Source organism: Amycolatopsis sp. cmx-8-4 (assembly GCF_046548675.1).
Lineage (GTDB): Bacteria > Actinomycetota > Actinomycetes > Mycobacteriales > Pseudonocardiaceae > Amycolatopsis.
The window spans coordinates 16562-28965 of record NZ_JAEBDZ010000054.1 but is presented as its reverse complement, the minus strand read 5'-3'; the positions used below and the strand labels follow the sequence as shown (position 1 = coordinate 28965).

At 69.8% G+C, this 12404-nt stretch carries 12 protein-coding genes; 7 read left to right on the top strand and 5 right to left on the bottom strand.

Annotation, left to right across the window (positions count from 1 at the left end; all coding sequences use genetic code 11):
• Positions 1–225: 225 nt before the first annotated feature.
• The 5 genes from ACLJQZ_RS47270 to ACLJQZ_RS47250 all read left to right on the top strand — a co-directional run bounded on the left by ACLJQZ_RS47270 (position 226) and on the right by ACLJQZ_RS47250 (position 3668).
• The gene (locus ACLJQZ_RS47270; protein ID WP_410628148.1) at positions 226–666 is read left to right on the top strand and encodes a response regulator; all 441 of its coding nucleotides are present in this window, start codon (positions 226–228) and stop codon (positions 664–666) included.
• 46 nt (positions 667–712) lie between these two features.
• Positions 713–1072 carry an STAS domain-containing protein gene (locus ACLJQZ_RS47265; RefSeq protein ID WP_247056786.1) on the top strand — a complete coding sequence of 120 codons (360 nt, stop codon included), beginning with the start codon at positions 713–715 and terminating at the stop codon, positions 1070–1072.
• Between the two features lie 41 nt (positions 1073–1113).
• Entirely contained in the window at positions 1114–1539 is a 426-nt protein-coding gene (locus tag ACLJQZ_RS47260; protein ID WP_410628147.1) for an ATP-binding protein, read from the top strand.
• Positions 1540–1602: 63 nt separating this feature from the next.
• Positions 1603–2781 carry a DUF222 domain-containing protein gene (locus ACLJQZ_RS47255; protein WP_410628146.1) on the top strand — a complete coding sequence of 393 codons (1179 nt, stop codon included), beginning with the start codon at positions 1603–1605 and terminating at the stop codon, positions 2779–2781.
• 206 nt (positions 2782–2987) lie between these two features.
• On the top strand, positions 2988–3668 hold the full coding sequence (locus ACLJQZ_RS47250; RefSeq protein ID WP_410628145.1) for a hypothetical protein: 681 nt from the start codon (positions 2988–2990) through the stop codon (positions 3666–3668).
• A 62-nt stretch (positions 3669–3730) separates the two neighbouring features.
• On the opposite strand, the gene ACLJQZ_RS47245 is transcribed toward ACLJQZ_RS47250, so the two are convergent.
• The 4 genes from ACLJQZ_RS47245 to ACLJQZ_RS47230 all read right to left on the bottom strand — a co-directional run bounded on the left by ACLJQZ_RS47245 (position 3731) and on the right by ACLJQZ_RS47230 (position 9058).
• Positions 3731–5353: a phospholipase C gene (locus ACLJQZ_RS47245; protein WP_410628144.1), complete on the bottom strand. Its 1623-nt coding sequence runs from the start codon at positions 5351–5353 to the stop codon at positions 3731–3733.
• 41 nt (positions 5354–5394) lie between these two features.
• Positions 5395–6552 (bottom strand): Dyp-type peroxidase, encoded by a 1158-nt coding sequence (locus tag ACLJQZ_RS47240; protein ID WP_410628151.1) that lies wholly within the window; start codon positions 6550–6552, stop codon positions 5395–5397.
• Positions 6553–6718: 166 nt separating this feature from the next.
• Positions 6719–7876, bottom strand: a complete 1158-nt coding sequence (locus ACLJQZ_RS47235) for an EfeM/EfeO family lipoprotein (protein ID WP_410628150.1) — start codon at positions 7874–7876, stop codon at positions 6719–6721.
• 483 nt (positions 7877–8359) lie between these two features.
• Positions 8360–9058 carry a hypothetical protein gene (locus ACLJQZ_RS47230; RefSeq protein WP_410628143.1) on the bottom strand — a complete coding sequence of 233 codons (699 nt, stop codon included), beginning with the start codon at positions 9056–9058 and terminating at the stop codon, positions 8360–8362.
• Between the two features lie 275 nt (positions 9059–9333).
• On the opposite strand from ACLJQZ_RS47230, the gene ACLJQZ_RS47225 reads away from it, so the two are divergent.
• Both ACLJQZ_RS47225 and ACLJQZ_RS47220 read left to right on the top strand, forming a co-directional pair.
• On the top strand, positions 9334–10137 hold the full coding sequence (locus ACLJQZ_RS47225; protein WP_410628142.1) for a hypothetical protein: 804 nt from the start codon (positions 9334–9336) through the stop codon (positions 10135–10137).
• Positions 10134–11870, top strand: coding sequence for a serine/threonine-protein kinase (locus tag ACLJQZ_RS47220; protein WP_410628141.1), 1737 nt, complete (start codon positions 10134–10136; stop codon positions 11868–11870). The genes ACLJQZ_RS47225 and ACLJQZ_RS47220 overlap by 4 nt, the downstream gene beginning before the upstream one ends.
• Here the strand turns inward: ACLJQZ_RS47220 and ACLJQZ_RS47215 are convergent.
• On the bottom strand, positions 11848–12270 hold the full coding sequence (locus ACLJQZ_RS47215; protein WP_326943983.1) for a hypothetical protein: 423 nt from the start codon (positions 12268–12270) through the stop codon (positions 11848–11850). The genes ACLJQZ_RS47220 and ACLJQZ_RS47215 overlap by 23 nt on opposite strands.
• Positions 12271–12404 lie beyond the last annotated feature (134 nt).

Genomic DNA, 12404 nt, shown 5'->3' with positions numbered 1-12404 from the left:
TTACGGGCAGGGGTCAGGCGCTGGCGAGGGGACCGAGGGCGCAGTGGTCACTAACCGGCGCTCTGGGGCGCGTCCCTTTGTCATCGCTTCACGGTTCCGGGGAAGCCGGGGGCGGCAGTGTCATGCAGGCCCACGAAGGGCTACCGCACCAGGCCGTCACCCCGGCTTCCGCCTGATTCCTACCACAAGCCCCATCCAAGGACTCGCAGAGAAGAGGATGCACTAGTGACCGAGGCCCTGCCCCCGATCGACATCCTGCTCGTCGAGGACGACCCTGGCGACGTGCTGATGACCCGGGAAGCGTTCGAGCACCATAAGATCCGCAACGCCCTGCACGTCGCGAGCGACGGCGTCGAAGCGCTTCGCTTCCTGCACCGCGAGGGCCCGTTCGCCGACGCGCCGCGGCCGGGGCTGATCCTGCTCGACCTCAACCTGCCCCGCAAGGACGGGCGTGAGGTCCTCGGCGAGATCAAGCAGGACCCGGCGCTGCGGACCATCCCGGTGGTCGTGCTGACGACGTCGGAGGCGGAGGAGGACATCCTGCGCAGCTACGACCTGCACGCCAACGCCTACGTCACCAAGCCGGTCGACTTCGAGAAGTTCGTCGAGGTGGTCCGGCAGATCGACGACTTCTGGGTCACCGTGGTGCAGTTGCCGCACCGCTGACGCGGGCGTTGGCGCCGGGGCGTGGATTGGGGCACGATGAGTGGCCGTGAGCCCTTCACCCCGGGATCTCCCCGCCACCGAGCTCGCGGCCACGCTCGACTGGCGCGGCCAGGCCGCCGTGCTCCGCGTGGCGGGCGAAATCGACCTGCTCAGCGCACCGGACTTCGAGGAAGTCGTCGACACCGTGCTCGCCGAAGGCCCCGAAGTGCTGGTGGTCGACCTGCGAGCGGTGACGTTCTTCTGTTCGGCGGGCCTGCAGGTGCTCGCGGCCGCGCACCGCAAACTGGCGGAGCACGCGCTGCGGGTGGTCAGTGATTCGCCGGTGACGTCGGGACCGCTGACGACCACCGGGCTCGACACGTGGATCGGCGTCCACCCGACGGTCGACGAAGCCCTCCGGAAGTGACGGGCACCGCGAGCCCCGGGCCGAGCAGAAAGGCGAACCCGATGCACGAATCCGCCGGGTCGGCGGCCCCGTTCCGCTGTCACGGCGTGGCCGCCGCACCTGAGGCCCTGCGGCGCCTGCGGCACGACCTCACGGCGTGGGTCCTGGCCGCGGGCGTCGAGCCGTCCCGGGCCCAGGACATCGCGCTGGCGAGCTACGAGGCGCTGGCCAACGTGGCCGACCACGCGTACCACGGCTCGGGCTCCGGCCTGGTCGACCTCGACGCCGCGATCCATGCCGGCCGCGTCGAGGTGGTCATCACGGACCACGGCCAGTGGCGCACGCCGGTCCCCGATCCCCGCCCGGTTTCGTTGCGGGGCCGGGGGTTGATGTTGCTGCGGGCGAGCGCCGACCGGGCGGACATCGAGTCCGGCGAGGACGGAACTGTGGTGACACTAGCCTGGGATCTGGACCCAGTGCGTCCGTAACTCTCCGTCTTTCGCCTGATCGTGTGATGAACGGGTGTTCGATCCTGAGCTGGTGTTCGTGGTGTGGACGACGACCGGATGTGGCAAGCCGACGCGGTGGCATTAGCCGACCGCGTCGATGAGTTGGTGACCCGGATCCGTTGTGCGGAAGCGGAACTGGGTGCGGTGCTGGTCGAGATCGAGCACCGCGGTGTAGACGAGCTGTTCGGATACCGTTCGGTGGCACGCCTTCTGGCGGAGCGGGCGGACATTTCCGCTGGTACGGCGGGAAAGTTGATGCGGCGGGCCCGGGCATTGAACGCGGATCCCGCGCTGGCGCCTGCGACCGCCGCGGCGGCCCGGGAAGGCTGGCTGAGCAACCCCGCGATCGACACGATCCTCGAGACGGTGCGCCAGATCCCAGGCGAACATCGAGCGGATGCCGAACGCGAAATGGTGACATTGGCACGGACCACGGGCCGAAGACAGGTGGCCGTGTTGGGTACGCATCTGCTGGGCCGCTTCATCCCGGTCGACACGTCTCCGCCGACGCCCGATCGTCAGTTGTCCTTGCGGCGCAAGAGAACCGGAGTCTGGGAGCTACGCGGCCGGTTCGACGACGAGACCGGAATTCGAGCCCATGCCCTGCTGGATTCCCTGGCGGAACGCCGATCCGACGACCCTCGCACTCCAAGAGAACGTTTCGGCGACGCGTTCTCGGACGTGATCGACCTGGCATTGAACTCTCGCGAACTCCCACTCCAGCCCGTCCGACGAGCCCCCACACGGGTGACGGTATCCATCGCGGACCGGAAAACCGGCACTGGCTCGACCTGTCTGGACGATGCAGGCGAAATCCCGGCAGCAGATGCCCTGATCCACGCGTGCGATGGCAGCACCATCTCCGCGGTACTGGAAGGTGAGAGCGAGTCACAGGACCCGGGCCGCCTCCGGCGCTTGATGACGGCGGGACTCCGCCGAGCCCTGCACTTGCGTGGCCGAGGCTGCGCGTTCGGGGGTTGTCATCGACCACCCCGCCAGTGCCAGGGCCACCACATCCGACAGCAGTCCGAGGCCGGCCCGGCGAGCCGGGAAAGTCCGGTCCAGTTGTGCGGCTACCACCACCGTCTGCTGCACAGGTCGGGTTGGCAGGTCCACATCACCCCGGACGGCCTAGTGGAGTCCGCCCCAGCGGCGTCCGTCGACCGGCGCCGAAAACCCGAGCGCAACAACGTCGACAGGCCGCTGCCTACGGCGGCCTGAACAGACCGGCGGCCCGCAGTCGACCGACTGCGGGCTGGACCGCCCATGGGGCGGCGCTTACTTAATGCTCAGTCCTCCGTGGAACGGACTCGACATCGGTTCTGCCATGGGTGATCACGTGATAGTGAACGGGGCAAGTCGGACGTAACACGCAGAGTGGCCGTAACGACCTCTCAGCGCACCGACTGTCACCGAGAGGCCGCGTCATGACCAGTTCCGATATCGCACCCGAAAGCCCTGTGGCGCCGCATCCTCGCAAGCACTGGCCGCAGATCCTGCTGGCAACCGGTGCGGTCGTCGCGATCGTGGTTGTCACGGTCGCCGTCACCCGCGCCACCACCAGCCCGCCGGTTACGTCGGGCCCGACAGTGAACGCCGCCGCGGCGCCGGTCGGTGTTGCCCCGTCGGCTTCGACCTCAGTCGCAGCTTCGCCGACCGTGGCGCCGAACGGCACCGGCTACCTCTCGAAGAAGATCGGGGAACGCGCCGGCCTCGGATCGGGCGCCGAAATTCCGGTCGAGTTCTGGATCACGAAGATCAGTGTCAACAGCAAGTGTGCCCAGTACGGCCAACGCAAGCCGGGCAGCCATTCCGTGGTCCTCGACGTCACCGTCAAGACCCACGAGGAAGACGGCTACGGATCGATCGCGTCGCTACCCGGACTGCTGAACGAGGTTGCGTTTTCGACCGAGGGGGCGACGACGGGCGTGAAGAACCAGGGGGAATGGGATCCTTGCCATCCCGAGGTGAAACGGCTGCCGAATGTCTATGCGCTGAACAGTACCTACACCGGCCAGATCGCCTTCGCGACTCCGGACGCGCCGGGAAAGCTGCAACTCAACGGCGTAGGCATGAGCAACGTCAAGGGCTGGGAGTGGCAGTTCTGAGCCGGGCAGAAAAGATGGGCCCGCGGCCAACCGGCCGCGGGCCCATCAAGCTTCAAGAAAAGCTACCGATGCGCCACGGCTCCGGTCTTCGGGTCGAGCGTCAGCTTCGACGCCTGGGGCCACCAGAAGTTGAACATGGTGGACATCGAGTTCGCCCGTGAATCGTACGAACTGTCGCCGATGCGCCCCGCGAACCAGTTGTCCTCGATGAACTTCAGCACCGAGGTCTGATCCGTCAGCGTGTGGTCGACGTGGTTCACCTTGCTGTACGGGGAAATCACCATCAGCGGGAGCCGCGGGCCGTAGCCGCAGCGGTCCGCGTATCCGCCCAGCGTCGTCTTCTTCGCCGTGCAGACCGACTGGTCCTGCGAAGCGTCGTGGGAACCGTTGATCACCGGGGACGAGACGTGGTCGTACCAGCCGTCCGAGTCGTCGTACGCCAGGACGATCGCCGTCGAGCGCCAGTCGAGGGACTGCTGGATCTTGTTGACTTCGCTGACCACGAACTGCTGCTCGTCCAGCGGGTCCGAGTAGCCTGCGTGGCCGTCCTGGTACTCCGGGGCCTTGAGGAAGCTGACGGCGGGCATCGAGCCGGCCTGCAGGGAGTCGTTGAAGTCCGCGATGTCGTACTGGTGGTTCGCGCGGTCCGTCTGGCCGATCGCCTGGACCGACGACGGCGGCAGGTGCTTCGGGTTCGCCGTCGACGGATAGTACTGGAACGGCTCGTGGTGCGGGCTGTAGTCCGCCGCCGCTGCGCCGCCGATGTTGGCGTGCGTGGCGCCACAGACCGCGTAGCCGTTGGCCGAACCGGTCGGACGGAAGCCGCCCTGGAACCAGCCCCAAGTCACGTGGCGTTGGTTGAGCAGGTCGCCGACGTTGCGGCCGTGCATGGTGGCCAGGTTGTCCGTGCTCGTGTGGTTCTTGTCCGAGCAGTCGTCCCAGGCCGGGTCCGGGTCGTTGATCATCGTGCCGACGCCGTTCGCGTCCGGCGACTGGACCGCGTAGGCGTCGCTGACCGGCTCGTGTGTCACCGGGTTCACGGCCTGGACGCCGTGCGTGTTGCCCGAGACGAGGTTGATCGCGCCCGGGGTCGACGGGCCGAAGTTCGTGTCGAACGAGTTGTCGTTCAACGAGTAGTGCTGCGCGTAGTTCCACATGCCGGTGACGGTGTTGCCGTCGAAGTAGTCCATCACCAGGCCGGGCTCGCCGAACAGCACCGGCTGGCCGGTGCACTTGTCCGTCGCGGTCTTCTCGACGAACTTGTCCATCTTGCCACCGTTGAAGGCGGCCTGCTCCGCACCGTAGTTGTGGTTCTGGTCGCAGGTCAGCGCCTGCTCGTGCGTGAGCCGTTTCGGGTTGTACGCGTTCGGGTTGTCGGTCAGCAGCTTGTGGTCCAGGCCGTTGACCTTCGGGGTGTTGCGCGCGGCCTGGAACGGCGTGCCGTCCGTGTTCGCCGCGTTCGGGTAGGTGCCGAAGTAGTGGTCGAAGGCGATGTTCTCGCCGAAGATGACCACGACGTGCTTGATCGGCGTCGAGGTGGGGATCCACTGCGCCGGGTACGGGTGCAGCGGCTGGGCTTCCGCGGTGGTCGCCGCGGAACCGGTGGCGACGGCCAGCACGGCGACCGAGGCGAGTGCCCCGGCGCCGAGCAGGCCGCGTCGCCGCCGGCGGGGTCGGGTGTCCACTTCGGATTCCTCCTGGTGTTTCGTAGTGGTGGGGAACGGTGTCAGGTCAGTAGTGCGCGGCCGTAGTGGTCGTCCGGGCTCGTTACGCCCGGCAGCGCGAAGAAGTAGCCGCCGCCGAACGGGGAGATGTAGTCGGTCAGCGGCTCGTCGGCCAGCCGGGTCTGGACCGCCTCGAACTGGCGCTCCAGGTCCTGCTGGTAGCAGACGAACATCAGGCCCATGTCGAGGTTGCCGTTGCTGTCGACGCCGCGGTCGTAGTTCACGGCGCGCCGCAGGATCCGGCTGTTGTCGGTCTCGGGGGTGCGCGGGTTGGCCTTGCGGATGTGGCTGGTCAGCGGGATCACCGTGCCGATCGGGTCGTCGGCGTAGCGGGGGACGTCCTTCTCGTCGGCGCCGTCGAGCGGCGCGCCGGTGTCGCGGCGGCGGCCGAACATGTTCTCCTGCTCGGCCAGCGAAACCCGGTCCCAGAACTCCACCAGCATCCGGATCAGGCGGACGACCTGGTAGCTGCCGCCCGCAGCCCACGCGGGTTCGCCGGCCCCGGTCGTCCACAGGAGACTGTCCAGATCCGACCCTTCCGGGTTCGCGGTGCCGTCCTTGAAGCCCATCAGGTTCCGCGGCGTTCCGGAGGGCCGCGGCGGCGAACTGAAGCCGTTCAGCCGCCAGCGCAGCTGCATGCCGCCGCGGGTGGCGCGGGTGATGTCGCGCAGGGCGTGCAGCACTGTGTCGTTGGCGTTCGCGGAAAGCGTCAGGCTCAGGTCGCCGTGGCACTGCGTCGGGTCGAGGGCGTCGTTCGGGAACGTTCTCATCGGCTTCAGCTTGGCGGGTTTGAGCTTCGCCAGGCCGTAGCGGTCGTCGAACAGCGACGATCCGACGCCGAGGATCACGCCCAGGTCGCCGCCCGGCACGACCGGGCCCAGCACCCCGGAGTCGGCGGGCGGTCCGGTGATGCCGAGGGCGGCCGGCGCGCCGCCGGTGGTGAGGAACCGGGTCCGGTCGGTGATGGCGCGGAACAGGTCGGTCAGCTCGGCCTTCGACTCCGCGACGACATCGAACGAGGCGACGATCGTCTGGGTCGGCGGCTGCCGCAGGATCGCGGCCTGGTTGGCGCCGTGGAAGGGCACGGGCGACGTGCTGTCGGTGACGGCGGCGGACGCCCCGAGCCCAGCTCCGGCGGCGACGGTCAGGCCGGCACCCATCGCGGCCCGGCGCAGGAACGAACGCCGAGGCAGGCCCGCGGCGGCCGGGTGCGGCACGGGACAACGAGGCTGGTCGGTCACGGGACCCTCCTCGGTTCGGCTGAGGTGGGGGTCGAGGCTGGGAGTGCTGCGGTCGGGTGCGCCGAAGTGCGGCGAGCCCCGGCAGTCATGAGACCCTCCTCGGTTCGGCGATCGCCGCGATCGGGGCCAGCAGCTCCGTCAGTTCGCTCACGTCGGCGTTGAGCTTCTGCCGCTGCTTCACGTTCAGCTGCGCCAGCGGGATCCAGGTCCCGTCCGGCCGATGCGCGGCGTCCAACGTCGTCTGCGTGCGGGTCAGCCAGCTGTCCAGCTTGGGCAGCTGCTGGTAGCGCGGCGTGAGGAGCGGGCGCAGGACGTCGAGCACGGCTCGGGTGCCGTCGAGGTTGGCGCGGGCGGTGGCCAGGTTGGTGCCGCTGCCGTAGTCCGTGCGGCCGGTGAGTTCGAACTGCAGCGTGTTCTCCATGATCTCGTGCGCGCGCAGGGCGAGGTCGTTGCCGTCGACCTGGCTGTCGCCGAACGACGTCTGCAGTGCGTGGGCGTCCGTGTCCAGCTGGTCGGCGACGCCGGCGAGCGCGCCGAGGTCTTCGCCGTGCCAGAGGCCGGACTCGAGGCGGTGGAAGCCGGTGAAGCCCCCGTCGGTGGTGCCGCTGGGGAGGCCGTCCGCGGTGCCGTTGAGTGCGCCGTCCGTATCGCCGAACGCGTCGTACGCGGCGCCGAGGCGCTCGTAGGTCAGGTGCGCGGTCAGCCACGCCGTCTCGCTCGCCGCGCGGTCGCCGCCGTGGACGGCGTTCTTCAGTGCGCCGGTGTTCGCGACCAGCTCGCCGAGGCCGGTGGTGACGTGCGCCTGGTATGCCTTGAGCGGGCCGAGCAGGTCGTTGTGCGTCACCGGCGCGACCCCCGGGCCGGTCCGCTCGGCACCGCCGCTGACCTGCGCGACCGGTCCGACGATCTCGCCGGCGTCCTCGGGCAGGCAGCGGAACGCGTAGCTGCCGTTGCCGAGGTTGACCTGCAACGGCCGGGTGGTCGCCGGGCCGAGCCCCTCGATCTCGCCGTAGATCACGCCGGTGGCGGGGTCGATCAGGTCGACCTCGGCGGTCACCGAGCCGGTGTTGTGCACGCGGAACGTCTGCGGGCCCGGTTTCGGGGCCGCCCAGCCGGTACCGCACGACGAGCGCGACACGGCGATCTCCGGGTCCTGCGCCTCGGCGTCGCGCGGCCAGAACGCCACGACCGCGCCGGCCACGACGGCGAGGGCGACCACCGCCACGATCCAGCGGGTACGCACTGACCCCGGCACGCGCGCTCTCCCGTCACTCGATCGGACCATTCCCGTCACGGATCATGCGAGCCTAACGCCCGAAAAACCACAACGGAGGCCGTCGAGAGTAGGAAATTCACCGGGACTTCAGCGGCCCGCTCCCGAAAAGGGGAGTATTCAGACGTTTTGCTGTGCCTGATGTGTCTTTTTGGTCCGATAAGTCGGGGTCACGCGGAGAGGCGCCGGCCTGCGGGAGCGTGTTCAGGCTCGGCAGCAGCGTGCCCAGCGTGACCGTGGCCTTCTTGCGGCTTTCCCCGCACGGTTTCGGCGTTGACGCCTGCGCCTTTCACTCATTCCCGGGTGAAAGGCGCAGGCGCGGGAAAGCCCGCGGTAGGGCTCGGATTAGCGGACGACCTGTTCGGGGTCGCTCGTTTCGCTCCGCTTTCCGTTCGGACCACCGGCGAGGCCTTTCCCTGTCTCGAAGGAATCAACCCAGCACTGCCGGGGCGTTTACGGGAAGCGGATCACCGCGATGCCGGCCAGCACGAAGAACACCAGGATCACCAGGGTGCTCGTCTGCCCGCCGGACGAGCGGGTCACGACCTGGTCGACCGTGCCGGTCAGCCGCACCCCGCACTCGGCGACCACCGTGTGCGGGCCGGCCTCGATCCGCGTGAACTGCACCGGCGCGGTGAAGGCGCCGGTGCTGTCGGTGTAGGCGGAGCCGACCTCGGCACCGTCGGCCATCAGCGTCACCATCCGGCCGGGCTCGCAGCCCTTCCCGGACGCCGACAGCTCGTCGCCCGGCTGGACGCTCGGCCGATCCAGGACGAGTTCGCCCGGCTTCGGTGTGGTGGTGGTCGTCGTCGGAGCGCCGGGCGTGGTCGGGGTGGTCGACGTCGGCGGCGTGCTGGTGGTCGTGGGCGGGGTGGTGGTCGTCGACGGCGGGGTCGTGGTGGGGCCCCCGGGCTTCGAAGGCTTGGTCGTCACGGGCGGCGGCGTGACCGGCGTCGTGGTCGGCGGCGGTGGCGGCGGGGTCGTGGTGGTCGTGCCGGTCACGGTGAACCGGCTGCCCGCGCTCAGCGGGCCGCCGGTGCGGGCGTTGGTGCACGTGCCGGTGACGGGGTAGGTGCCGGGTTGCGCGCCGCTGGGCACCTTGGCCGCGACCGTGCCGCTCGTGGTCTGCAGGGTGGCCGGGGTCGACCACATCGGCGTGCCGTTCCAGGAAAAGGTGACCGCGCCTTTGCAGGGGTAGAAACTCCAGGAAATGGTGAACGAGCTTCCGGCCGGTCCGCTCGACGGTTTCAAACCAACCGAGGAAGTGTATTGTGCGTTGGCGTTGGACGCGAACACGACCAGGAGTAACGCTCCGGTCACCGCGCCGAAAAACAACCGAACCACGTAACGCATCGGAACGTCCTCCCCAGGTGTGTGCTCGCTGTAGCATCCCGGACGAGTCGGATTACGCAAGTAGGGGATGCCCAATGGGACGTGTCATCGCGGCGGGGGTTGCGTTGGGTTTGTGCGCGGTGCTGCTCGGCGCACCGCCCGCCTCGGCGGAGTCGGGTTCGCTCGGACTGCAGGTGTCGATCGACGACCGGCCGATCGCGGACGCCACCGTGCCGATCGACCCGGCGAGCCAGGTCAAGCTCGAGGTCGTGGCCACCAACACCGGCAACGCGCCGGTGAAGGTCCGCAGCGTGCGCGTGTCCGGCGTCGCCCTCGCGCTCACCTTCTTCGCCTACGACACGACGGCGCCGTTCGAGGTGCCGGCGCGCGGCAGCGCGACGCGGACGTTCGTGCTCGACCTCGGTGACCTGTCCGGGCAGGCGACCGGGCTGCTGCCGTCGTCGGTCGAGCTGCTCGACGCCGGGCGCGTGACGCTCGGCGAGGCGACCACGGTCGCCGACGTCCGGGGCTCGTTCTGGTCGGTCTACGGCGTCTTCGGCCTGGCGATGCTCGTGCTCACGATCCTGGCCTGGCTGACGGCGCTGCTCGCGCTGGCCCGCCACCGCCTGGCCGCCAACCGCTGGCGCCGTGGCCTGCGGTTCCTGCCCGCCGGGTTCGGCACCGGCCTGGTCGCGGTGATCACGCTGTCCGTGCTGCGGCTGGTCCCGCCCGAACCGGCGATCGAGATCCCGGTGGTGCTCGGCGCCGCGGCGATCGCGTTCCTGCTCGGCTACCTGACGCCCAACCCGGTGAAGCCGGCCCCCGAGCCCGAGTACGAAACGGTCGGCGACCAGACCGTCCGGATGCGCGTCCCGGCGACCCGGGACCTCGGCCGATGAGCGCACCGGCGGACCTGATCGCCGCGCTCCCGCAGTACGACATCGGCGCCGAGATCGGCGAAGGCGGCATGGGTGTCGTGTTCGCCGGGACGCACCGGACGCTGGGCCGCAGCGTCGCGATCAAGCAGCTGCCCTGGGACGTGCTCAACCACGCCGCGAGCAGCGAGCTGTTCGACCGCGAGGCCCGCGTGCTGGCCAGCCTGGACCACCCGCACATCGTGCCGGTGTACGACTACGTCCGCACCGGCCGCGAGCACCTGCTGGTGATGGAACGGCTCGACGGCGGCACCGTGCACAGCCGGTTCCACGGCGGTGGCGTCAGCGGCGAGCAGGCGTGCGCGATCGGCCTGGCGATGCTCGCCGGGCTGCACGCGGCGCACCGGGCGGGCGTGCTGCACCTCGACGTCAAGCCGCGGAACCTGCTCTTCAGCACGCAGGGCGTGATGAAGGTGGCCGACTTCGGCATCGCGCGCGTCATCAGCGAAGGCGCCACGCTCGTCACGCACGGCGGCGAGATCCTCGGCACCCCGGCCTACATCGCGCCGGAGCAGGCGATGGGCAACGCGCTGAGCCCGGCGGCCGACGTCTACGCGGCCGGCACGGTGCTCTACGAACTGCTGTCCCGGCAGCTGCCGTTCGACAACACCCGCGGCGCGATCAGCATGATGCGTCAGCACATGTTCACCGACCCGCGGCCGATCGCGGGGGTGCCGATGCCCATCGCGGGCGTGATCATGCGCAGCCTCGCGCGCGAACCCGAGTCGCGCTACCGGGAGGCCGAGGCGTTCGCGGCCGACCTGGCCGGCGCCGCCACCGCCGTCTACGGGCCGGGCTGGCTCGAACGCGCCGGTGTGCCGGTGCTGCACCTGACGCCCCGGGTGATCTCCGGGCTCAACTCGCCGACCGCGCCGGCCCCGCCGGTCGACGCCCGGACGCGGCCGGTCCTGCGGCCCGCGCCGGACCCGACGTTGTCCGCCACGCGCATTCCGCAGCAGCAGCCCGTGCCCGAAGAAGCGACGCCGTCGTCGGCGGCGACGCTGTGGTTCCGGCTCGCCGCGGCCGCCGCGCTCATCGCGCTGGTCGTGCTCGCGCTGCTCACCCCGGAACGGCTGCCGCACCAGGCGTCACCCACGTTGAAACTGGGCGACGCGTCCGTGTCGGCGCCGGTCGAGGTGGACCTGAGCAAACCGCTGACGGTGACCGGCCCCGGCAACCCCGGCCGGATCGCGCTCGACCTGACCGCCGCCGGGATCCCGCTCGGTTCCGCCGAGACGACGGCGAAGGCGGCCGGCAACGGATTCACCGCCCAGCTCGCACTGCCGGGCCTGGCGCGGTGGATCGTCGGCGGCGCGGTCACCGCGACCATCCAGACCGGGACCGTCACCCAGACGTTCACCCTGCTCACGTCGCAGCACCCGCTGGCTAGCGCGATGGGCGCGGGCAGCCTCATCCTGGCGCTGTTCGCCCTCGCCTACCTGGAGTCGGTGTTGCGGAACATCCGCAACGGCCACCGCGGGCGGGGCGCGCTGGTCGCCGGGCCGGTGCTCGGCGTCCTGTTCGGCGCCGCGGTGTGGCTGTGCGTGTCGGTGCTGCGGGTGCACGAACCGGCCGCGGGGTTCGGCGCCGGGTGCGCGGTGGCGGGCGCCGTCGCGGCCGGGTTCGTCGTCGCGGCGGCCCGGCGGAAGTCCACTGTGGCTAGTCGATCAGTGGCTAGTCGATCATCCGGACGGTGACGTTCGGGCTGTAGGTCTTGCGCCGGCTCCACCCGAGCTCGGCGCACAGGCTCAGCTGGATCGAGCGGTCGGCGGGCGCCCAGTAGCCGGTGCGGACGAAGTAGCCCTCCATCGTGCTGAGCGCGCCGAGGCTCTTGCGGGCCGAGCACATCTCCCAGCCCCACTGGCGTCCGGACTTCTCGACGCCGTTGCGGCGCACGGACAGGCGCGGGTTGCCGACCGCGCGGATGTCGGCGTCGCCCTGGGCGACGTAGACGACGCCGTCGATCTTGTAGAACCGGTTGTTGTCGAGCAGGGTCACCTGGCCGGAGAGGGTGACCTCGACCCGGCCGCCGTCGTCGCCGGTGAGTGTCCAATCGAGACAGTATTCCTGGAGTGGGAGTTCCAGCGACTGGGTCATGGTGCCTTTCCCCTGTTCTGGCCGTGGCGTCCCTTCCAGAAGATAGGGATTTTCCGGACGCCGGGAAGAGGTGGGGAAGATCTTCACCCGAAGCGGTTCCGGGCCGTCGAATGCCGTGCCACGCATGGATTTTC